Origin of the sequence: Streptococcus oralis subsp. dentisani (genome assembly GCF_002096685.1) — a bacterium.
Classification (GTDB): Bacteria; Bacillota; Bacilli; order Lactobacillales; family Streptococcaceae; genus Streptococcus; species Streptococcus oralis_AD.
The window spans coordinates 325,822-348,161 of sequence record NZ_NCVA01000040.1; the positions used below are offsets into that span (position 1 = coordinate 325,822).

Genomic DNA, 22,340 nt, shown 5'->3' on the forward strand with positions numbered 1-22,340 from the left:
CTGTTATAAACGTTGTTTTAATTCTTTTCTTAGACTGCGATTAATTTTTTGAGCCTTTTGATTATTTTTTGTTGTATTTTTTCATTAGATGTGTTATATTATTTTTGAGCCTATTTAGAAGGAGTGATATCATGTTATCTTTTAATGATTTAAACAAAGAAGCTCAAATAGATTTCATTTTAAAATATTATCCATTGATTTTTAAAACGCAACAACAGAAGGATAATCTTTCTGCAACTGGTTTTTTAAATAAGTATCTTATGATAAAGGACGATGAAAGAACTGAACTGTACCGTAAATTACTTGTATCTTTAGCTTCATATAAACGGTATTTATCTTTAATTAAAACTATCTATCAAGATGATTTATCATATATTGGACTTGCTTCTGCATATTCAAAATTAAAAATCCCTAAGCTTCATCAAGAAAAATATGGTATAAACTTAGTTGATAAGATATTAGAACGCTTTGATAGTGATGTATTTGAAAAAGTATTTAGAATAATTCAGTTAAGTGAACAAAATGATGCTTCAATTGAAGATTATTTAAAGAAATTCTTTGAGAATAAGGAAGACAATGTTAGAAAAATTGCTCTGTTACTAGATAAATTAGGTTTGTTTGATACTGTATTAAACACACTTGAACGACTTTTTAAAGCTAATTCAAAAGTTATCACAAATTTTTCAGAATTAATTGATGAAGTACATAAAGCCAAAGGTCATGTCAACTCAAATTATTTAAATAGCGAGGAGCTACAAATAAATGCGGAAGCTTTTATAGAACAATTTAAGGAAGAGGTCAATAAACAATCTTTGATGAATGAGAAAAGCCAAAAAGAGATTGATGATTTACTTGAACCATGTTTTATTTCTGAGACCATCATTGAACGAGATGATTATATTTTTAATAGAAAAAGTGGTAGTATCAAACTTGATACTTCTCAAAAGAATCGTAGTGAAAAACAATTAGATAAGTATAAATCAAAAAAATACTATTTAGCTAGTTCAGACTCAAATTGAACTTTATCCATTAATTCAAGTAGCTATTAGTGAGTAACTAAAAAAGAGAAATTTATTAAAATAAGCAAGACTGTAAAATAAAACCCAACCAAAATTATTTTGGCTGGGTTTATTTGATATTCTTTACAATCTCATTAAATGAAGATATAATTTTTCCTTGCTTATCTTTGGGTAATTTTGTTAAGTTTTCAAAAAGTATTTCTGGAGAATCTTCTCGCTCTGATTCAAATGATGGTAGGTTGAAGAACTCCTCGACCGTTAGATTTAGGGCTTTGATTACGGATTCAAGAGTTTTTATCTTAAAATCATACTTCATGTTTTCTATATTTTGAATCGCTTTGACACCTAGCCCAGCGATTTCAGATAATTTTTCTTGACTTAATCCCTGTGCTTTTCTGCACTCACGTATGCGAAATGCGATATGCTTTTGTAATTTATTGTATTCCATGTTATCTACCATTTTACTATCTGTTTTCTCTAAAAATAAGTATAATAAACTATCCAAAAAACAAAAAAGTATGGTAAAATAGTACTATAATTTAATAAAATGCATAGGGCATTGTACAAAGGAGTTTATAGATGTCAAAAACTATGGAAAATAGTCATAGTACTACTAAAAAATTGTATACAGGTGCAGTTATTTCAGCCATCGCAGCAACTGGTCTTGTCAGCACAATCGGAACTGCTCACGCAGATACGGTAGAGCTTCCATTGCCTACAACTGCTAAAACCGAACCAGCTTTGGTTGAAAAAGAAGCGCCTAAGAAAGTGGAAGTGAAAACTCCTACTAAGGAAGAAGTCGCTGAACTTGGTGCTACTGCTAAACAAACCCAAGAAGATGCCGATAAGGCTAAAGAAGTCTTGGATAAAGCGAATGAATCTTCTGATAAGGCAGAAAAGAAAGTAGCGGACTTGAAACAAGCTCAAGCAGACGCTCGAAAGATTGCGGACAAAGCAACCCCTGAAGTTATCCAAGGTGCAGAGAAGAAAGTGGAAACTGCAAAAGCAAGTGTTCCAACTGCTGAACAAGCGGTATCTTCTGCTCAAAAAGCACAAGACGATGCAGACCGTAACGTTGCTATTCAAGGCAAAACTGTTGGTACTAAGCAAGCTGAAGTGACTCAAGCTGAAACTGGTGTAGCTGATACTAAAGCTGAAGTTAAAAGCGCTGAGGATGCTTTGAAAGGGGTTGGTCTTGTAGAAGCTAAAGAAGCGCAAGACAAAGCAATTAAGGAAGAAAGAGAAAGCAAACAAGAGCAAGCAGATGCTCAAACTGCTCTTAATGAAGCTAAGAAGTTGGATGGTGAGCTTGCTGACCAACTAAACCAAGCCGAAAAGACCGTTAAGACTGCTACAAAAGCAGTAGAGCGTACAGAAGCAGAAACTAAAGAAGCAAAAGCTAACCTTGACAGTGCAACTGCTACTTATAACCAAGCGGTATCTAAACTTGATGCTCTTCAAGATAGCTCTAAGAAACAAACGATTACCCTCTCTCCAGCTTTCATTCAAGCTGTGAAAGATGAAATGGAGTTCCTTCGTCAAATTCGAGCAGGTGTTGAAATGACTGAGGAAGAGCGTAATGCTAAGAGTGACGAGATTTATAACCGTATCGTTACTTCTCAAGTAGACCACAAGAAACTGAACAAATACGTTCCAAGCAAAGCAGACCAAGCAGATGAAACTCGTTATGACGTTAACAATCTCCCACAAGAGATTAAAGACGAGTTGAACTACTATGTAGTTGACCTTATCAACCAAATGCGTCGCCAACTCGGACTTCCAGATGTTGTTCTTTCAAAAACTTCTCTTGAATTTGCAGATAAGGTTGCAAAAGAGTATGTCAAAGCCGACTTCTCTAAAGCAATGAAAGATGCATACCGTTCTCGCGGTGGTGTTGGACACTATGCTATTGGTGTCAATAAGGTAGCTAAAGAGTATGGCATGCCTACAACGGATGCAGAGGAAGAGAACAAAGGAAGTCAATATTACGAGAATACTGTAACGACTTATACTTATCACCACTTTGATGATGCTGACGGTGTTTACCGTATGACTCTTGGAGAGATGAAAGAGAAGTTGTATAATGACCTCCTCATGCTCGTTTCAACTAAGGGTGACTACGCTCACACTCAGGGTATCCTTCAGTTCGACTCAGCTCATGAAACTATCTACTTTGGTGGGGTTGCGCAGAGCAAAACGAATGAGCTTTATACAACTCATTTCTTGACTGCTATTCGTGGTTCTTATCTCGACAATTCTACATGGGATAAAAAGCCTATTGCAAACCCACTCAGCGATGAAGTAATTGCGCGTAAGTTAAGTGAAGCTCGCCAAGCTCTATCTGATGCTATGAATGCTCGCGACAATGCAAAAGCAACTTTTGAAGCGAAAACAAAAGCAGAGTCAGATGCGAAAGCTGCTCTTACAAATGCACAAACTACTTTGTCTGCATTGAAGAGTGGGGAAAGCCCACTTGCAAACGCACAAAAGGCTTTTGATGAAGCAAAAGAACGTCATGATAAGGCAGTTGTGACTCTTGCAAATGCAAATGCTCTTGTCAATAACTTGACTGCTTCAAAAGCTACAAAAGAGGAAACTCTTACAAATGCGCAAGCAAAACTTAAAGACGCTGAGAAAGCTCTTAAAACTGCACAAGAAGCACTTAAAGCAGAAGAAGATAAGCTGGCTGAACTTGAAGCGATTGCTAAGAGCAAAGCCCAAGCGGTATCTACTGCTGAGAAAGCACTTCAAGATGCAAAAGGTGCCGTTAAACAAGCAGAAAAAGAGCTTGCAGACCTTAAAGGTGCGAAAGCTCGTTTGGTTGAGTTGAAAGCAGAACTTGAAAGAGCAGAAGCAGAGCTTAAAGATGCCTACAAGGCACAAAATAAAGCCAAAGTAGACTACGAAGTGAAAAGCCTTGCAGCAGATCGAGCTAAGACTACTTATGAAACTGCCAAAGCCAAGTTTGAAGAAGCAGAAACAAAACGCTTGGTAGCCCTTGCAGAAGCCAAACGTAAAGAACTTGAAAAAGCAGGCTACCAACCAGTGCCAGTTGTAGATGGTAAGGGTAATGTTGTGGATTACAAAGCAGAAAAAGTAACCGTAGGCACTACAGGCGATAAAACATATCAAGCGCCTGCACAAGCTACAAATGCAAAAGCAGAGCCTAAGAAACAACTTCCAAATACTGGAACGAAAGAATCGAATCTCCTAGCAGTACTTGGGGCAAGTCTTGGACTACTAGCTTTGGTAGGAAAACGAAAATATAGATAGCAAGAAAGAGGGGTTCCCCCTCTTTTTAATAAATGAAAGGATCTATGATATGAGAACTCCTAAAAAATACTCAGATTTACTTAAACGAAAAGAACTCACTAATGCTATTATTGCAGAATGTATATACTCTGTAAATAAGCGAGCTAAAAACTATCGTGACAAGATAAAAGAATATAAAAACGCAAGATATTATTTACATCAGCAAAATAACATTGAAAATGCTGAAGAAAATATGGAAAAATACTATGATATGAAAGAAAAACTATTGAGTAAATATAAACCAACAATGATTCATAAGCAATTTATAGGAGAGAAAAAACAACGAGTCTATAGTTATGAAAAAAATTATGAAAAGCTATATAACGAAAAAAGAAATGCTATAGTTTGGGAAAATAGTTACTATGACTATGACACTAACAAGGAAATTGAATTTTTTGATTATAGTTTAGGTAAGAAAGAATATCTTTATTTTTTGTACTATGAAATAGGTGAATATAGTTTTCATTCTCCAATTGATGAAAAAAGAGTAAAAAATTCTCAATTAGAAATCAAAGAGATAGATGAAGACTTTCAAACTCGTGGGGCAGATATTGTTGATTTACTTTCAAAACAATTTGTACAAAAAGTAATAGATTTGTTGGAAAGTGGAGAGTATACATTGTTGGAATAGGAAAAAGTTGTTCATCAAACATGTATAGTGATAAATTAAAAGAGAGCGCTATGCTCTCTTTTCTATGATGTTGTTCTGATATGTAAAAATTTTATATAAGGGAAACTTTTGATATTCTGGTTCGATTTTTGCTTATTTTTGATGAAAGTTTACCTTATTTTAATGAAACTGATTGAAATTAGTTGAAATTTTATTTTTTGAAAACTTATGAAAACGTTGATTTTAAAGCACTTTGAAATTAGATGAAATAAGTGGTGCCCCAACCAGGTCTTAAGAAAGCTCGTAAAGCATCACAATTCTCAAAACGTTAATCAATACGATTACATCAACGTTTCAAAGCACTTCATGGTTCACACCATGGGGTGTTTTTTTCTTTTCTCGTCTTCCCACGGTATTGCTCATGTGGTATAATGAGACAAGGGTTGCTCCTCGTTTCAGACGAGTTTATGGAATTCAGGATAAGTTAGCAGGTGAGACGAGTATTTCTGTCAGTCTCCTATCTACCTGTTAACAACTGTCCAAAGTAAAAGGAGATTGTAGCTTGGTTTTATTAGTATTAGTGCTTTTGGTTTTGCTCATTCTAATCTTAAAAAGGAAACAGAAAACTGGTAAAAAAACTGGAGGAAATCCCAAGAAAAGAAATTGGCTATTAATAGGTTGCTTATCCATAGTGATCCCAATCGTAATCTTCACAATGAGTAGTCCTATTCTTGCTCTAATGGATATGTGGGGGCTGTTTGCCCATGCAAGTCGAACTGAGATTGAGCAAGCTGTGTATCGTTCTTATCAAAATTACGGTCTTACAGGACAGTTTGAGTTAGAAAAATACGAGAAAAACTATACAAGTGTGGGAGGATTTATAATCCATGGTACCTATAGTGAAAATATAGCTGGAAAAACCTATCAGGTTAAAACTCGATTTAAATACTATACTCGCTTTTCGGAAAATAAAACATATAGAAAGACAGATGCAGAGGTTGATTACAAGAATTATAAAAAAATTTATGATGTTTTCCCAGAATTAGCCTATTTAGGGATTGAGGTTAGTCCAGGCACCAGCGAATTTTTAAAAAGCTTGGACAGTTCAATCAAAGATCCTAAACTGCCTGATTTGAAATATCAAGGTATTAGTTTTGAATTTAATAACCAATCTGATAATATCTATCTTTATAATGAAATATTAGAGGAAAATCAAAGCAAGGGCCAAGCTCTGCAAGGAATGTATCCAATGGATGCTCAATATCTTTTCCAAAAAGAGATTTTTATACCGACGTTTGAATTTCAGTATTTCGTTCCAAAAGAAAAAAGAGATCTCTTGTATGATGACTATCTTAAAGAGCTTGAAGTGCTCATGAAGGAATTTTTTGCCAACCAGCCCCTACCAATAGGTCTTTATGCTGTAAAGATTGCTAAGTATAAGGAGGATAAACTTGTCAGTGATAGTGGTGTATACTATGTGAGGATTGATAATCGTCAAGTTGTAAAGCTGTTGCAAAAATTAGAGTAGGAGTTGCTAGGTCTAGTCCAGTTTTTTGTTCATAATTTCCAGGTGTGTCTGTTAAAATTTTATTTTGCCAGTGGACAATCGTCCACTTTTTTTATATAATAAAACTAAACCAATTTGGTTTAGTTTTGTAGGTGTAAGCTCAACCATCGATTTGTCTTTCTAAGAGAGATATTCTCAATAAAGTATCACACTAGGAGGTGAAGTATGTATCAGCCAGAAAAACTCAAGGCTCGGAGGAAAGAGTTAAAACTGACACAGAAGGAAATTGCAGAGGAATTAGGGATTAGTTTTCAGGCTTACTCGGCTTGGGAACGTGGAATTAAGGAACCATCCAAGGAGAAGGTTGCCCAGCTAGAGAATATTTTAAAGGTAGCAAGAGGGTATTTTACTCAGATTGAGATTGTCCGTCTCTACAATAGCCTCTCCAAGCAAGGGAAGGACAAGGTTGTGCTTTATGCTCGCAACCTAGCTCAAGAGGAACAAACTCAGAAGGTGACGATCATGCCAGAGCGCCTCTATGAGTACCGTGTCTATGAACGCATGTCAGCAGGGATCGGGGCTTCGGTATATGACGATAGAAATTTTGATACCGTCTACTTTAATGAAGAGCTAGCCCATGATTTTGCTTCCTGGGTATCTGGGGACTCCATGGAACCTAAATATCAAAATGGTTCCGTGGCTCTGATTCGGGAAGCAGGATTTGATTATGGTGGGGCGGTTTATGCAGTGGTTTGCAACAACCAGACCTATATCAAACGGGTTTATCGTGAGGAAGATGGCTTGCGTCTGGTCTCTATCAATCCCAAATACAAGGATATTTTCATCTCCTATGAGGAAGATCCTCGAATTGTGGGGATTATCGTTGGGAATTTTGTGCCAATGGAGGGCTAGCTCATGGGCTACTTTGATTATTCCAGAGAGCCCAAAAGTGATATTGCCTTTGTCGATATGAAATCCTTTTATGCCAGTGTCGAGTGTGTGAAAAGGGGCTTGCATCCGCTGAAGACCTCACTTTGTGTCATGAGTCGCGCGGATAATTCAACTGGTCTTATCCTAGCCTCCTCTCCCATGTTTAAGAAGATTTTTGGCAAGTCAAATGTTGGTCGGGCCTATGATCTGCCTTTTGATATCAAAACGCGCAAATTTTCCTATTACAATGCTCGAAAGCAAGGCTTGCCAACTGACTCAGACTATGTTCGCTACATCGAAGATTGGGCCCAAGTTACCTTGATTGTCCCTCCTCGGATGGATGAGTACATCGCAGTCAATATGGAAATCCAACGAATCTTTCAAAACTATGGTAGCCCAGATGATATTTATCCCTACTCTATCGATGAGGGCTTTATCGATCTGACCAGTTCGCTCAACTATTTCATCCCAGACAAGAGTCTCTCTCGCAAAGACAAGCTGGATCTGCTTTCTGCTCGTATTCAGAGGGATATTTGGAGGCAGACAGGGATCTACTCTACAGTGGGTATGTCAAATGCCAATCCCTTACTGGCCAAGTTGGCACTGGATAATGAGGCCAAGCACACCCCGACCATGAGGGCCAATTGGTCTTATCAAGACGTGGAAGAGAAAGTCTGGGCCATTCCCAAGATGACGGATTTTTGGGGGATTGGCAGGCGGATGGAGAAACGCTTGCATGCTCAGGAGATTTTTTCCATCAAGGAATTGGCAACCAGTAATCCAGACCAGCTAAAGAAAGCTCTGGGGCAGGCTGGCCTGCGTTTGTGGTTTCATGCTAACGGGATTGATGAGAGCAATGTTCATAAGCCCTATAAAGCCAAGTCCCAGGGGTTGGGAAATTCTCAAATTTTACCGAGAGACTACGTGAAGTTACGGGATATTGAAATTATTCTCCGAGAAATGGCAGAGCAGGTGGCTATTAGATTGAGAAGGGCGGGAAAGAAAACAACCCTTGTCTCTATCTATCTTGGTTTCTCTAAACAGGAGGTCAGGCCGTCTATTCACACACAAATGAAGGTCGAACCTACCAATAATACGGCTATCTTAACGGATTATGTTTTGAAGCTATTTCATAATAAATACACTTCTGGAGCGGTCAGAAGTGTCGGAGTCAATTATTCAGGATTTGTGGATGAGTCCTTTGGCTTGATTTCCCTCTTTGATGATGTTGATAAGCTAGAAAAAGAAGAAAGGCTCCAGACAGCCATTGACTCCATTCGGGAACAATTTGGTTTTACGTCCCTCTTAAAGGCCAATGCACTGGAAGAAGCCTCTAGGAGTCTTGCTAGAAGCAAGTTGATTGGGGGGCATTCTGCTGGAGGATTAGATGGTTTAAAATGATTGATCGTTCTTATTTACCCTTTCCATCTGCGCGTGACTATCAAGATCCAGGGATGCAGAAGTGGATGGGCTTTTTCCTCTCAGAGCATACTAGTTCACTCGGTGAAGAAAAAAATCGGGTTGCTTTTTCGACAGATTTGAATTCCGTTGAGAAGCTACTCTTGCTTTCGCAGCTTTATGTCGGGCAACTAAAGGGATACTTTGTAGTCAAGGAAAAGAAACAAAAAACGACTATCGTCGGCAAGGTAAGCGAATTATCACCTCAAACTCTATCTATTAGGACCAATGAGGGCTATAGACTGATAGAGATTGTAGATGTTCTCGAAATTCGACTGTGGGAGGAGGGAGTGTATGACTAGAAAAGAGTTGTATGAAAACAAACTGCAGATGGATTATTTTTCTGATGCCTATATTCGTTTTGAAGAGGATTTTCAAAAATACTCTGCTATGAATGTACCACTGACTTTTTTGATCGATGACATCCTACGCACTATGGCGATGAATCAGAAAAACTACTTTGTCTTAAACAAGGAAAATGCTAAGGATGGGCGGGAGCATCGCTTTTACTTTAGGGTGGTGATGGAAAAAGAGTGTCCCAGAAATCGAACCTATGCATACGCTGGACTCGAAAATAGTAGTCAGTAGATCTAGATGTGGGAGAGGGAAGTCTGATCTAGGGGAGATAGCTTGTGAGCGTCAGAAGATCTCATGGTATTGGAATTCGAAACACCATCTTTTATCTGTGGAGTTCTTGCAGAACTTATGATGGTAGTTCTGATGAGATAAGGCAAGGCCCACTCTCTTTTTTAGATGAGCGTTTATTTGAAAACGTAGTTGGATTTGAGAACACCTATTCTCAATGATCATCTTACTTTATAGATTCATACCAAAACATCCATGTGTATTTGTGGATGTTTTTTAATTTTACAGATAGAAAAAGAGAAGACCGAATGGTCTTCTCAACGGGGGAACTGAAATAATGGGAAAGAATCAATCAAAGATTGTTATTAGTCTTTAAAATTCTTTTGGAAGATGAGGAGAGACAAGATAGAAGTAATGGCTGCCAAGAAGAGGAAGGCATTCGTTTCTTGTTCCCCAGTTGCTGGGAGTTGTCTTTCCTTATCTTGTTTAACTGTAGTTGTAACAGGAACTTTTTCATCTTTTGCTGGTGAATTGTCTGTTACGACTGGAGCAGGTTTTTCAGTCTCTATTGGTAGAACATACTCAGGAAGAGTCACAACTGGTGGTGCCTCTGTTCCAACTGAGCTTTGTTTGCTACCTACCTCAATCACTCGATCTTGAGCTGGAGTTGCTTCTGTTTGGAGAACCTTGCGATTGTTACCGTTCACTTCAACATACTCGACTAAGAGACCGTCTTTCCCTTCTGATAGAACTTGCTCTTTTCCTTTGTCTAATTGTGGGTTTTCGCGACGAATCGTCTTAAACGGTACGACCTTATTGACGATTTCCAAGCTTGGAAGTGTAAAGACAAGGTCTTTAACCCCTTCCTCAGGACTTGAAGAAGTAATTGGTTTCTCAGGTTGCGCTGGAGTTTCCGGTTGAGTCGGATTTTCAGGCTGAGCAGGTTTCTCAGGCTGAACTGGCTTTTCAGGCTCAGCAGGTTTTTCCGGTTGAACTGGAGTTTCCGGTTGAACTGGAGTTTCCGGTTGCGCCGGTTTTTCAGGTTCAGCAGGTTTCTCAGGTTCAGCAGGTTTCTCAGGTTCAGCAGGTTTCTCAGGCTCAGCAGGATTTTCCGGTTGAGCAGGTTTTTCAGGCTCAGCAGGTTTTTCCGGTTGAGCAGGATTTTCCGGTTGAGCAGGTTTTTCAGGCTCAGCAGGTTTTTCAGGTTCAGCCGGTTTTTCAGGTTCAGCCGGTTTTTCAGGTTCAGCCGGTTTTTCAGGTTCAGCCGGTTTTTCAGGTTGAGCCGGTTTCTCAGGTTCAGCTGGCTTTTCAGGTTGAGCCGGTTTCTCAGTCTCAGCTGGTTTTTCAGGTTGAACTGGATTTTCAGGTTGAGCCGGTTTCTCAGGTTCAGCCGGATTTTCAGTCTCAGCTGGTTTTTCAGGCTGGGTTGCTTCGAGCTTGCTGATTTTTTCGAGAGCAGTTTCTAGCGCTTGATTGACTGCTTCCTGAGTTTTAGCTTCTTGGATTGCAGCAATGGCTTGGTCAGCAATTTCTAATAATTTCTTCTTAGCTTCCTTGTTGGATCCAAGCTCAGCGACTTTTTTCTCGATAGCTTTTGTCAAGCTGTCCATAGCCTTATCATATTCAATTTCCGGTTGTTTTGGTTCAGCCGGTTTTTCAGGTTGAGCCGGTTTCTCAGTCTCAGCTGGTTTTTCAGGTTGAGCCGGTTTCTCAGGTTCAGCCGGATTTTCAGGCTCAGCTGGTTTTTCAGGCTGGGTTGCTTCGAGCTTGCTGATTTGTTCGAGAGCAGTTTCTAGCGCTTGATTGACTGCTTCCTGAGTTTTAGCTTCTTGGATTGCAGCAATGGCTTGGTCAGCAATTTCTAATAATTTCTTCTTAGCTTCCTTGTTGGATCCAAGCTCAGCGACTTTTTTCTCGATAGCTTGTGTTAAGCTGTCCATAGCCTTATCATACTCAATTTCCGGTTGTTTTGGTTCAGCTGGTTGCTCAGGCTGGTCAGGTTTCTCAGGTTCTTCTGGCTGTTCCGGTTGCTCTGGACTAGGTTCCTCTTGTCCTCTTTGATAGTTCTCATCCTTGGATAGGATATCTTGTAGGGCACTGACCGTCAACATGACTTCTTGAACATTCACTGCATCAGCACTGAGTTGGTTTCTCAATTTTTCTAGATTTGCTTGGAAAGCTTGGCGTGCAGTAGCCGTATTTTTCAAGCCTGCTGGGTCAAAGTTGGACAAATCATCCTTCCATTTAGAGATAGACTGGATGATATCTGCCTTGCTGTAGAGTTCGCTACCTTCGCCACGAGTGATGAATTGGTCCACTTGAATACCGATATTTTGAGACAAATCGTTTCGATCAGGATCTAGTTGAAGGGTGACTGCGTGCAAGTTTTCGTCCAGACCTTTTAGGCTAACCAGAGTTTGATTGCCTTGGCGTTGGGCTGCACGACCGCTAAAGTATTTCTTGCCATCAATAGTTGAAGCATTTCCCATGCCATCTTGGTAAGGAACTTCTTTGCCATCTAGGAAGACTTTGTAGATGCCATGATTTGGATCGACATAGCCCTTGATATCAAGTCCAGTACCGTAGAAGTAGGCTGTGACAGTTGTCTTTTTCTTTTGCTCATCGGTTAAGCGGCCAAAGGAAGCCCAAGACTCAGTCTTTTGGTATTTGTCTGCCGAATTGGTTTCATGGTGCCAGCCAGGACTGTAATCCAACTGACTAGCTTGGTCATCATAACTTGTTTGGTCCTTGATCAGCAATTCAGCTTTCATCACTTGGATGGTTGCATCGGTAGCGAAACCGAGCAGGGCACCATCAGTGACAGAAGTGAGCTTGGCTTTGAAGTCAAAGATAGAGTCGGCTTGTTCTGTAAAGTCAATCGTTGGGATGGTAACAGTCTTTTCTGTTTCTCCATCTTTAAAGGTCACATCTTGAGTTGTATCTTGGTAAACTTTACCGTGGACTCCAGTTCCAGGTTCTGTGATGAAGCGAACAGTAGCAGTCCCCTTGCTTCCACCAACACGTTTAATCTTAACAGTGACGGTTTTTCCTTTTTCGACTTCGTAGTTGGTAGACTCGAGTTCAAACATCCCTTTACTATCATTATTTAGGGTGTAGATTCCTTCAGTAGCAATTGGTTCGCCTGTTTTATTTACAAGAGTAATAGTGTGTTGGCCTGGTGCTAAATCACCTGTCTCAAAGACTTTTTGGCTGCGTTTACGGCTAGCATTCTTAGTTTGCACATCTGCAACCTTTTGACCATCAACGTAGACGGACATTTCTCCATGACCAGGGTCGACTGTAGAGACGACATAGGCCTTGGTTCCTGTGAAGGTATAGCTGACTTTGGCATCTTTTTGATTGGTCCACATAGAAGTGCCACGAACACCTTCAGATTCATTGTACCAAGTTGTTCCGGCTGTATCTGCCGTTGTGTTTGAGTGGTATTCAAGTCCAAGAGGATAGCCATCTGTCTTTTCAATGCTGCTTGGTGTCTTGTAGACTGAGAAGTTAGTCAAGATTGGAGTTGCTTGAGCACCAGTGATGGTTACACGAATTTTTTGTGCCTCTACAGGCTTGCCTTGAACCAAGCGACGGTAACCAACGGTCGAACCTTCGCCGTATGTCACCCAACGTCCGTTGATTTCAACTTCAATCTTGAAACCAGAGATACGTTGACCTTTGGCGATATCTTCCTTGAGTTCAACGACGTCAAAGCGTCTCTTTTGCCCCAAATCGACTGTAAAGCTACCGGTTGTGGCATCATTTGAGAGCGCCCAGCTGGTGTCATCTTTACCGTCTGTGAGGTGGCTTTCCTTGTAGAGGTGGTTTTGACGAGTCGAACTTGCTGTTACGGTGGCACCTTTGGCAAAGTCAGTCGCATACATTTGGTCTAGGGTTGCTTTGAATTCCTTCAAGCGAGCCACATCCGCATCTGCAAATTTTCCTTCTTTATTTGGTGGAATATTGAGAAGGAGTGGGGTTCCACGACCAACGGACTTGAAGTAGATGTCCATCAACTCTTTGAGTGATTTTGGCTGTTGGTTGTCATGGTAGAACCAGCCTGAACGGATCGAAACATCAGCTTCCCCTACAGAATACATATCACCATCTGGGTCACCATGGTTGAGGTATTCATTTTTCACATCGTCTGTGATGTTGGCCCTTTTGACTTTATGCCATACAGGGTCACCTGCGATTCCCCGTTCATTTCCGATCCAGCGAACGCTTGTCGGCTGAGCAGAGAAGATAGCGATATCTCCTTCAGCTTCTTTGATGTATTTGAACCATTCATCAAAGGTATAGGTTACTTTTTGGGCACCGCTACCACGCGCACCGTCCATCCAAACCTCGATAAATTTCCCTTTGTTACCGTATTTCGGATTACCAAGGATTTCTTTCAGTTGGTTGAGATAGTATTGGTTGTATTCTTTTTCGGTTGCAACATGGTATTTAGGATGATTGGCATCCCATGGTGATAGGTAAACACCCATGTTCATGTCGTACTTGCTAGCAGACTTGGAAACTTCTTCGAGAAGGTCACCCTTTCCATCTTTCCATGGGCTAGCAGCTACGGTATGGTTGGTGTATTTAGATGGGTAAGCAACGAATCCGTCGTGGTGTTTAACAACCATAATGGTTCGTTTGAAGCCCGTTTCCTTCAGAGTGCGAATCCACTGGTCAGTATCCAAGTTGGTTGGATTGAAGTATCGAGGGTCTTCTTTCCCATTTCCCCATTCAGAATTGGTATAGGTGTTCATTCCGTAGTGGATGAAGGCTGCCAATTCTTCCTTGTGGTAATCGAGTTGAGCCTTGCTTGGGAGAGGTCCATGATTGCCAATCTCAGTTTCTTTATCTTCTGGATGAGCAACTGGTGGAGTCGGAGTCGTTGGATTAGCCGTATCAGCGACTGGCTCGTATTCAAAGACGACCTCATTCACCCCTTTTTGCTGGATAGTTGCTTCCAAGTTAGCCTTGACTGGACGGTAGCCAGCAATGTCTTTTGCATGGAAGGTGTTGACAAAGGAAACATCATACTCTTGGCCGTCATTGTTATCAACTGTCGCTTCCGCTAGTTCAGTAGTTGTTCCTTTTTGACGGTAGTAAACTTTGAAGGAGCCTTTGTTGACTTTATAGACCACCTTGATGACACGTGTACCGGCAGGCGCTTTGCTGACAACATTGTGCTCTTCAGTCCAAGTATCTTTTAGCTGTTTATTGACTGCTACGCCATCAATGGATACAATTTCGTATTTGTCTTTATTCTTCTGGTAGAAGTCCGTTTTCTCGATTTCTTTTTTGAAATTATAGTCAAATGGCGAATCAACAGCTGTCTGTTCGATGAAGGTGTCATTATCTTTGACAGGATTTCCTTCTTCGTCTTCGTGTTGGATAACCACACGGCCGTACTCAACTCCCTTGGTCAAGGTAGCGATCCCATCTTGGTTGAAGGAATATTCGTTGCTTCCGATAACAGCTGTTTCGTTCCGAAGCATACGCCCTTCATCAGTAAAGTAGTAACGATTTCCGTTGTCTCCCTGGTACCAGCCTTTCACACCATACTTGGCAATCATGTCCTTAACCCATTTCAGTTGTTCAGGTGAAAGGACGAGTCCGCCACCAAAGCGATCCTTTTCAGCGACACCATTGTCAACGGTTCCGTGTTGGTGAACACCCAGAACTTTTCCTTGGCTATCGACAATCCCGCCACCAGACAAACCAGATACAGAAGTGGTTTTGTAGGTGATACCAGTCGTTCCCTTATCATCATAGGACTCAACAGATCGGATGGTCCCATCTGCCTTGTAAAGCTGACCAGCTAGGATAGGTTGTTTCAGTTCTTTTGAGCTCGAGTCAGTTGGGTAGCCAATCGTACTGATGGCTTCTCCCGGCTGATGTGTCTTGTGCTCCGCTAAAGGCGCAAAGGTTGCTGCTTTGTTTGGACTAGCAATCGGAAGAGGAATAGGAGCTTCTACAAGAGCAAGGTCGTTCTTATAACCTTTTCCAAACTCTTTCTGGTTCCAGAAATGGATGTCCTTTTCTCTGAATAAAACCGTAGTTCCAGAAGATGGCAGTGAGTTTTTCTTTTCGCTGTTTGAACCAACGTTATAGTAGAACTGGGCAGATTTTCCACCACGAATGTGACCTTCGCCAGTTTCTTTATTGGCCTCTAGGAAATTATGAGCAACGGTAAGGATCAGGTTAGGGGCTACGAAGATACCTGAGCCTGAAACGAGGTAGCGTTGTTCCCCTGCGTTGTAAGTGCTGTAAACCATAGTAGCAGCAGTAGCAGGTTGTCCCTCGTAGTTGATGTGTTTGAGGTCTTGTCCACCGTTAATGATGGCACGGTTTCCGTTCTCAGCTTCTTTTGGAGCTTCTTCCTTGTCCTTTAGAATGCTCTTAGTTTCTACTTTTGGACTAGCTTTCTGGTCAACGATAGTAGTCGTATCGAGTTCTTTGACAGGTGTGTCGGGATAGGCGCGGTCCTGAATGTCTTCAGGGAGCAAGTCAGCACTGTTGGTATCGGCAATAGGTGTTTCTTGTTTTTCAGCTTCTACACGGCCTTCTTCTTTGACTGGTTCAACCTTGGTCTCTTCTATATCTGCGACTTGTTTCATTTGCTGATCTAAATTGGATGTCGTGGTAGGAGACGTTTCGTCTGCACGCACAGTTCCAGAAGCAAAAAATGCCAGTCCGACGATAACAGATGCCACACCTACAGTCAACTTCCGAATGCTAAATGTTTGCCCTTTTTCAAAAAGGTATCGATTCATAATATACTCCTAGTTTTTAGAAAGGCAGTCAGCTACTGCCCAAGCCCAAGTCTGACTTGGTTGCAACTTGATTTAATGAAAAAACTCTCTGATAATTTGTAAGCCACCTTACCTCCTGTTTATAAAGCGCTTTCATTTTAAGATAAAAAAATTTAAAAGGTCATTTCTCCCTTAAAATGACTGAAAACTTTTAATATAACAAATATACTAAATTAATGAAAGAATTGCAATAGCAAAAAGCAAAAAAATAAATATAAATTAAAGAAAATCAGTTACTTTTTAAAGAAAAAACGCATCCTTTCAGGGCTCAAACTAAATGAAAGGATACGTTTTAAAAAGAAATTAAAGTATTTTTTGAAGAGACTCTTGGATGGTTTGGGGGTCTGTTTTAGAAGAGAAGCGCTCAAGGACCTGCCCATCTCGACCAATGAGAAACTTAGCAAAATTCCATTCGATTCGTTTTCCTAGCGGGCCAGACTTCTGGTCTTTTAGCCAAACATAAAGAGGATCTGCCTCCTTGCCGTTGACCTTGATCTTGGCAAAGCGAGGGAAAGTGGTCTGATAGTGTAGGCTACAGAAACTATTGATTTCCTCAGCGCTGCCGGGTGCTTGTCCCATAAACTGATTGCAAGGGAAATCTAATATTTCGAAGCCCTGATCTTGATAGCGTTCATAGAGTTCTTGAAGCCCCTGGTACTGGGGCGTTAAACCACATCCGGTAGCAGTGTTGACAATCAAGAGAACCCTGCCACGATAGCTCTCCAAGGGAGTTGCTTGGTTATTTTGGTTCAAAACGGAAAAATCATATATACTGGTCATGAGGGCCTCTTTTCTTTTTCTACATTGTAACAGTTTTTACCTTTTTCGTCGAGTTGGATGAGAGAAGTTGTCAAAATAATACACAATTGTACATAAATCAGGACAAAATGATGCTCCTTTTATGAAACATGGTATAATAGGCCTATATAGCTAAATGTAGTGTACCTATCACTAGGGAATGAGAAAAAGGATAAAACAGCCATGTCAACAGTAAAAAGTGATCTAAATATTGCGCAAACATATGCGACTCAGCTGAAAAATGCTTGTCAATCTTTAACAGCGATCGCTGCGGCTAGTCAGGATGACTTAACGACCCTTCAAGGGAATAACAAGGCCCATCAATGTCTGACAAAGGATCAAAATCTAGCTAGTCAGATAATAGCCGCTGTCACCCTAACTTCCGAACGACTTCACTCTGTAGCGAGCGATTTTGAAGCGCTAGATAAGGCTGCTGCCAATGGTTTTAGGAGTCATACATGAGCACGTTAGATGAGTTGAAGAAAAGAGAGCGAGACCTCTTGTACCAGCTAGAAGACAATGGAAAAGAGAACTACCGCACCAAAGCACTGATAGAAACCTTTGAAGGATATGATAGAGCTAGCCACCGTTATCAAAGTGATTTGTGGGAGGCGGCCTATCAGAGCCGATATGCAGGGCAGTTGGAAGAAACGCTCCTGCAAAGAAACCAACTTAAAAACCAAATCTTTGAGGACCTCAGCTATCACATGGATGATTTGAAAAAAGAAAAATTCCGGTTAGAGGGAGACTTGGATGCGGTTTACTATGAAAGACGCAAGGAACTAGAAAGAGAGGAGGAGAAACGACATGGGCATTGATATGTATTTGGAACAATCACAACTACAAAGTTCAAGTGTAGCGACCATGTGTCAATCTCAGGTGGAGGCTTATCAAGACTTGCAATTAGCCATCCAAAAGTTTTCAGAGGATACGGAGAGTCTAAAGGGCGACGCTTATGATTCGGCTAGAAGTTTTTTTGCAAGTGTCTTGCTACCCTTGAGCAAAGGGGGACAGCTCTATGCCGAAACCTTCTCTCAAGCCATCAAGAAATTACCAGCAGACTACCAAAGTATGGTCGACAGCAAGAGTTGGCGCGAGGATGATCTGCTTGATAAGATCCGTCAGGAAGAGCAAATGATCGCCTATCTAGATGAAGTCAACCAATCCCTTTCTTCCTTGACCATGGATAGCGAAGAAAAAGGGAGATTGAGACGTAGTAATGTGGAGCTCATGAGAGGACACCACGCGAATAAACGTGTCTATGAAACGATTTTGAAAGACCTGCGTGCCTATGATAGCTACTCAGGAGGACTGTTCGATGATCTAGACAGTATTGACGTGCAGTTGAGTCGCGGACTGGCCCAGATCGAATCGAGCTGGGATGCAAAGAAAGGCGTCTTTAAAGTCCCATCTGACCTGACTTGGGCCAACTACCTGACTGCCTATGCTGATACAAAGGACTTGCAACTCAGCCGTCAAGAGAAGGCCTTTGTCCAAACCATGATGGCGGAATACGGCTTTGACGCAGAGACAGCCCAACAGCTTTTGACCATCAAGCAAGGGATAGACAAGAAGTTCCCAACCTCTAGCCAAGAGTTCCGTGACTATATCTTTTTGCGAGTCATCGGTGCAGCAAACTATGATGGGTTTCAGTGGAACGAAACTGCGGGTCATTTGAAAACTTATTTTTATAATGTGACTGTTGGTAGCTCGATTACAGGAAAATCAAGAACAGTAGAAAAACCGCTTCTTGAAATTTTTAAAGAACTTGGAATTGAAGATGCAAAAGATGCAAAAAAATTGCTTTATAATCTTAGATTGCAGCATGAGATGGCGGGTGGGGAATATAGAAATACAAAGAGTTTAAAAGAAAATGATCCTAAACTATATCAGAATTATAAAGATAAGTATGAAAAAGTTTATGGCAAAAATAATAAATTTGACCAATTTTGGGATAGAAAACTAAAGGCTTATTCTAACAATGGAGCAGGTCACGCAGACTTTACCCACCAGTCCATTACCATGGCTACTCATCTGAATCCTAGCAGTTTCCAATCATCCGATTTCTATGGCGGTAGAGAGCGTGTCAAGGACCTTTCTGGCTGGGAGGGAGACACAACATTTAATGCAAACGATATGAAGCCAAGCATCGGCGAGGATGATTACAAGGCGGATTTGGACTCGGTTAACCTCATCGGCCGTATGCAGAAGGGACAATCCTATGATCAAGCAATCTCTTCTTACTATGCTGACCTTCAAAAGGATTCGACTCTTAGAGAAAGAGAATTCTTAAAAAATAAGGATTGGAAAGAAGTTAGAAGTACTATTTATGCTAGCATCCTTCCATTAGAGGTTATGGAAAAAGGTGAAGACGCCATTAAAGCATATATCGAAAGTAACTATCCAGAAGTATCGACATTTTTAAATCGCTTGGAAGCCATGGCGGAGTAGGAGAATGATGATGAAGAAAATATTCAGTATATTAGCTTTAGTCTTACTAGTTGTATTATTTTGTTTTTACTTTTTTCCTAAACAACCTAAAAATATTTTTGATGAAATCTACCAGGAGACAGAGAAAACATATCGCTCAAATAATATTTTAAGGCATATAGATGGGTTTAAAATCAGAGCAGTTTGGCCAAGTGATGACCCTAATATTTTGTATACTCCGTTCGGATTATACAACAAAGAGAAAACACCATCAGATTATTCTGAGATAGAAATTGGGTTTAATTTTGAATATACATCTCAATTAAGCTCCGTTACATTTGAGAGGCAAGTAGGACCAAACACGAGAGTTAGGATATGGAATAAATATACTTATCAAGACCGTACTTTAAAAAAATCTGTGAGAGTAGTTTTAAAGAAAGCAGATACGGAAACTTATATCGAAGACGAAGCTCAGGTGAAATCCTACCTAGAGCAGTATGGTATCACTGCCAAGGATTTGGATTCTTATTACGACGAAATCGTAAATCAGAAAGTCCTGAAAGATTGGTGCTCGATTTATGACAGTAAATACTCGCCAAGCAATTATGGCGAGGTGAAAGTCGAAACCCAGTGGGAGAATTGGTGACAATATGAAGAAAACACTCGGTTTAGTAGCCTTATTCGTGATAATCGTATCATCTTGTTTTTACTTTTTTTCTAAACAACCTAAAAATATTTTTGATGAAATCTACCAAGAAACGGAGGAGACTTATCGGTCAAATAATATTTTAAGAAACATAGATGGGTTTAAAATCAGGGCCGGTTGGCCAAGTGATGACCCCAATATATCCTATACTCCTTTTGGAAAGTATGAAACTCTGCCCAAAGGATATAGTGACATAACCATTAACCTTAATTTTGGAGAAGGGATAAAGGGGGTGTTGATTCTTTTTGAAAGAAAGACTGATTCGAATATTACCCTATGGTATTCGGTGCACTATAACATAAAAAAGAAAGTACTCAAAAAGGAGCTTGCGATTTTTGAAGAGCCAAGGAAGCCAGGTCAATTTATTGATGATGAAGAAAAAGTAAGAGAATATTTAAGAAAAAATAATATTTCCAAAGAAGAATTAGAGAAAGACTTCGACGAAATCGTCAATCAGAAAGTTTTAAAAGACTGGTGCTCTATTTATGACAGCAAGTACTCGCCAAGCAATTATGGCGATGTCAAGGTTGAAACCCAGTGGGAGAATTGGTGATAGGTTGTACAGATTTTACTTATAGGTAAATTTCACTGTTGATAAGGAATTTATTGAAGAAACTAATTTTGAGCTATGGAAACAGTATGAATGTTATTATGATAACGAAATTGATGATTGGGTGGTTATATGTGAAATAAAATCACGTTGATATTAAAATAGAATGGGGAAATCTAAAACTGTAATTATTATGAAGATTAATAAAATATTTAAATATATCTCGTTACTTATAGCACTAATACTGCTGCCATTCTTTTGGAAAATTATGGTTAGTGAGGTTATTTCTATTAATTTGAAAGCTTCTCAGGGAAATTTATTTATATTAACTTTCATATTTTGGTTAGAAATACTTTTATTATTGGTAATATATGACCTAGTAATTTTTAACTTATATAGTATTATACGCTATTATTTGAGAGAACTGGGTGAATTGGCAGTAAGAACGAAAAAAGTAAGCTGTGCACTTTACATAATTAGATTGAACTATTATTTTCTAAGACTAAGCCGATTATTGCGATTAGGTTGGGTAACTTATGATAGTGACGAAAAAAGTTTGGTATGGATAGGAATATCTAAACTCACATTGACTAAACTAATGTTTAACATATTTAAGATTATAATAAGTATACCTATGCTGTTGGCATTTTTATCCGCTTGCTTTTCATTGAAAATATTGAGGGTAGATATTACCTATTATTTATCTAAGTTTCAAGAAATTTTGATAAGTATATTGCAAATAAAAGTAAATGTTAGTGATATCTTTTTGAGTTTGCCAGCTATTGTGGCTTTAGTGACAATATTACCGACAGTTTTCTTCTTCTATTTCTATAGTCAAAAACGTGATGTTAGAAAAGTGATTGATAAGGAAAATGGTCAATATTTTGAAGAAGTTATCTTACTGTTTGAAAAATTGTTGATTTGGGTCAATCATCATATTTACCAGATATCTAAAAATTTTGATTATGTTATTAATTGTCAAGATTCGATTATTGAAATGTTTTTAGAAAAGAAAATTCCTAATTATATGTCTTTAACTGAGAAAAGATATTATAGACCAAAAGGAATTGAGGGATTTAGTTTTTTAGATATAGCTAATTTAAGTGAATTAGAAGAAATTGTTACTAAATTGACGAGTGATAGATTAATTAAATTTACACGTATATTCTCGGTTAATCGATTTGATATCTGGCAATTCTATTTGAGGGATTTTAATTCATTAAGCGAAGAAAAGGAAATCGAAAAATTATTCTACACCCAAAAAGGGATGGCTTCTAAATTAGCAAATTATTGCACGTATCCAGATGATGTTACTAAAGATAAATTAGAACAGGAGAGAAAAAATGAGCGATTGTACTTATCTTGGTCTATTTATACTGATTTAGAGCTATTATATAGGTTAATGAGAATGAGAAACTCATTAAGATCATATCTTTATTCTTCAAGGATGGAGCGATTAATACTAAAAGTATTGAATAAAGATAAGTAGTTACGTTTCATAGTTTAATTACAGAGTTAATCTTTTGATTTTATATATTAGTGATAGAAGAAATACGTCAAGTGTGTATCTTTACTAGTGAAATCTTGGGTAAATAACTAAGCATTGGAGGGATGACTGCAAGG

At 39.4% G+C, this 22,340-nt stretch carries 17 protein-coding genes; 14 read left to right on the plus strand and 3 right to left on the minus strand.

Going from position 1 to position 22,340, the window contains the following annotated elements; genetic code table 11:
* Window positions 1-131 precede the first annotated feature (131 nt).
* Window positions 132-1,019 carry a hypothetical protein gene (locus B7705_RS06150; RefSeq protein WP_084948465.1) on the plus strand — a complete coding sequence of 296 codons (888 nt, stop codon included), beginning with the start codon at window positions 132-134 and terminating at the stop codon, window positions 1,017-1,019.
* A 109-nt stretch (window positions 1,020-1,128) separates the two neighbouring features.
* Here B7705_RS06150 and B7705_RS06155 read toward each other — a convergent pair whose 3' ends face one another.
* On the minus strand, window positions 1,129-1,467 hold the full coding sequence (locus B7705_RS06155) for a helix-turn-helix domain-containing protein (RefSeq protein WP_084948466.1): 339 nt from the start codon (window positions 1,465-1,467) through the stop codon (window positions 1,129-1,131).
* A gap of 131 nt (window positions 1,468-1,598) precedes the next feature.
* Here B7705_RS06155 and B7705_RS06160 point away from each other — a divergent pair, with 131 nt between their 5' ends.
* The 7 genes from B7705_RS06160 (at window position 1,599) to B7705_RS06190 (ending at window position 9,424) form a co-directional block, all read left to right on the plus strand.
* Window positions 1,599-4,292, plus strand: a complete 2,694-nt coding sequence (locus B7705_RS06160; protein WP_084948468.1) for an SEC10/PgrA surface exclusion domain-containing protein — start codon at window positions 1,599-1,601, stop codon at window positions 4,290-4,292.
* 49 nt (window positions 4,293-4,341) lie between these two features.
* Window positions 4,342-4,962: a hypothetical protein gene (locus B7705_RS06165; protein ID WP_084948469.1), complete on the plus strand. Its 621-nt coding sequence runs from the start codon at window positions 4,342-4,344 to the stop codon at window positions 4,960-4,962.
* 541 nt (window positions 4,963-5,503) lie between these two features.
* Entirely contained in the window at window positions 5,504-6,469 is a 966-nt protein-coding gene (locus B7705_RS06170) for a hypothetical protein (protein ID WP_084948471.1), read from the plus strand.
* 204 nt (window positions 6,470-6,673) lie between these two features.
* Entirely contained in the window at window positions 6,674-7,360 is a 687-nt protein-coding gene (locus B7705_RS06175) for an XRE family transcriptional regulator (RefSeq protein ID WP_084948472.1), read from the plus strand.
* Between the two features lie 3 nt (window positions 7,361-7,363).
* Window positions 7,364-8,779 (plus strand): Y-family DNA polymerase, encoded by a 1,416-nt coding sequence (locus tag B7705_RS06180; RefSeq protein ID WP_084948474.1) that lies wholly within the window; start codon window positions 7,364-7,366, stop codon window positions 8,777-8,779.
* Entirely contained in the window at window positions 8,776-9,138 is a 363-nt protein-coding gene (locus B7705_RS06185) for a hypothetical protein (RefSeq protein WP_084948475.1), read from the plus strand. The genes B7705_RS06180 and B7705_RS06185 overlap by 4 nt, the downstream gene beginning before the upstream one ends.
* The gene (locus tag B7705_RS06190) at window positions 9,131-9,424 is read left to right on the plus strand and encodes a DUF5960 family protein (RefSeq protein WP_084948477.1); all 294 of its coding nucleotides are present in this window, start codon (window positions 9,131-9,133) and stop codon (window positions 9,422-9,424) included. Before B7705_RS06185 ends, B7705_RS06190 begins: the two co-directional genes overlap by 8 nt.
* 362 nt (window positions 9,425-9,786) lie before the next feature.
* On the opposite strand, the gene B7705_RS06200 is transcribed toward B7705_RS06190, so the two are convergent.
* Both B7705_RS06200 and B7705_RS06205 read right to left on the minus strand, forming a co-directional pair.
* Window positions 9,787-16,194, minus strand: a complete 6,408-nt coding sequence (locus B7705_RS06200) for an alpha-L-fucosidase (RefSeq protein WP_084948479.1) — start codon at window positions 16,192-16,194, stop codon at window positions 9,787-9,789.
* Between the two features lie 342 nt (window positions 16,195-16,536).
* The gene (locus B7705_RS06205) at window positions 16,537-17,013 is read right to left on the minus strand and encodes a glutathione peroxidase (RefSeq protein ID WP_084948480.1); all 477 of its coding nucleotides are present in this window, start codon (window positions 17,011-17,013) and stop codon (window positions 16,537-16,539) included.
* 201 nt (window positions 17,014-17,214) lie between these two features.
* On the opposite strand from B7705_RS06205, the gene B7705_RS06210 reads away from it, so the two are divergent.
* The 6 genes from B7705_RS06210 to B7705_RS06235 all read left to right on the plus strand — a co-directional run bounded on the left by B7705_RS06210 (window position 17,215) and on the right by B7705_RS06235 (window position 22,206).
* Window positions 17,215-17,493: a TIGR04197 family type VII secretion effector gene (locus tag B7705_RS06210; protein WP_084948482.1), complete on the plus strand. Its 279-nt coding sequence runs from the start codon at window positions 17,215-17,217 to the stop codon at window positions 17,491-17,493.
* Window positions 17,490-17,849: a DUF3958 family protein gene (locus B7705_RS06215; protein ID WP_084948483.1), complete on the plus strand. Its 360-nt coding sequence runs from the start codon at window positions 17,490-17,492 to the stop codon at window positions 17,847-17,849. Before B7705_RS06210 ends, B7705_RS06215 begins: the two co-directional genes overlap by 4 nt.
* On the plus strand, window positions 17,839-19,482 hold the full coding sequence (locus B7705_RS06220; RefSeq protein ID WP_084948485.1) for a T7SS effector LXG polymorphic toxin: 1,644 nt from the start codon (window positions 17,839-17,841) through the stop codon (window positions 19,480-19,482). Before B7705_RS06215 ends, B7705_RS06220 begins: the two co-directional genes overlap by 11 nt.
* A gap of 10 nt (window positions 19,483-19,492) precedes the next feature.
* Window positions 19,493-20,107 carry a TipC family immunity protein gene (locus B7705_RS06225; RefSeq protein ID WP_070536085.1) on the plus strand — a complete coding sequence of 205 codons (615 nt, stop codon included), beginning with the start codon at window positions 19,493-19,495 and terminating at the stop codon, window positions 20,105-20,107.
* Window positions 20,108-20,111: 4 nt separating this feature from the next.
* Window positions 20,112-20,720 (plus strand): TipC family immunity protein, encoded by a 609-nt coding sequence (locus B7705_RS06230; RefSeq protein ID WP_070800523.1) that lies wholly within the window; start codon window positions 20,112-20,114, stop codon window positions 20,718-20,720.
* 163 nt (window positions 20,721-20,883) lie between these two features.
* A complete protein-coding gene (locus tag B7705_RS06235; RefSeq protein WP_083306916.1) occupies window positions 20,884-22,206 on the plus strand; it encodes a hypothetical protein in 1,323 nt (440 codons plus the stop codon).
* The last annotated feature ends 134 nt before the right edge of the window (window positions 22,207-22,340 follow it).

Excerpts from the sequence above, each read along its gene's own strand:
- B7705_RS06200 (WP_084948479.1), bottom strand. The coding sequence starts at position 16,194 with ATGAATCGATACCTTTTTGAAAAAGGGCAAACATTTAGCATTCGGAAG.
- B7705_RS06205 (WP_084948480.1), bottom strand. The coding sequence starts at position 17,013 with ATGACCAGTATATATGATTTTTCCGTTTTGAACCAAAATAACCAAGCA.
- B7705_RS06235 (WP_083306916.1), top strand. The coding sequence starts at position 20,884 with ATGGGGAAATCTAAAACTGTAATTATTATGAAGATTAATAAAATATTT.
- B7705_RS06160 (WP_084948468.1), top strand. The coding sequence starts at position 1,599 with ATGTCAAAAACTATGGAAAATAGTCATAGTACTACTAAAAAATTGTAT.
- B7705_RS06150 (WP_084948465.1), top strand. The coding sequence starts at position 132 with ATGTTATCTTTTAATGATTTAAACAAAGAAGCTCAAATAGATTTCATT.
- B7705_RS06155 (WP_084948466.1), bottom strand. The coding sequence starts at position 1,467 with ATGGAATACAATAAATTACAAAAGCATATCGCATTTCGCATACGTGAG.
- B7705_RS06180 (WP_084948474.1), top strand. The coding sequence starts at position 7,364 with ATGGGCTACTTTGATTATTCCAGAGAGCCCAAAAGTGATATTGCCTTT.
- B7705_RS06165 (WP_084948469.1), top strand. The coding sequence starts at position 4,342 with ATGAGAACTCCTAAAAAATACTCAGATTTACTTAAACGAAAAGAACTC.
- B7705_RS06230 (WP_070800523.1), top strand. The coding sequence starts at position 20,112 with ATGAAGAAAACACTCGGTTTAGTAGCCTTATTCGTGATAATCGTATCA.
- B7705_RS06175 (WP_084948472.1), top strand. The coding sequence starts at position 6,674 with ATGTATCAGCCAGAAAAACTCAAGGCTCGGAGGAAAGAGTTAAAACTG.
- B7705_RS06185 (WP_084948475.1), top strand. The coding sequence starts at position 8,776 with ATGATTGATCGTTCTTATTTACCCTTTCCATCTGCGCGTGACTATCAA.
- B7705_RS06210 (WP_084948482.1), top strand. The coding sequence starts at position 17,215 with ATGTCAACAGTAAAAAGTGATCTAAATATTGCGCAAACATATGCGACT.
- B7705_RS06190 (WP_084948477.1), top strand. The coding sequence starts at position 9,131 with ATGACTAGAAAAGAGTTGTATGAAAACAAACTGCAGATGGATTATTTT.
- B7705_RS06225 (WP_070536085.1), top strand. The coding sequence starts at position 19,493 with ATGAAGAAAATATTCAGTATATTAGCTTTAGTCTTACTAGTTGTATTA.
- B7705_RS06220 (WP_084948485.1), top strand. The coding sequence starts at position 17,839 with ATGGGCATTGATATGTATTTGGAACAATCACAACTACAAAGTTCAAGT.
- B7705_RS06215 (WP_084948483.1), top strand. The coding sequence starts at position 17,490 with ATGAGCACGTTAGATGAGTTGAAGAAAAGAGAGCGAGACCTCTTGTAC.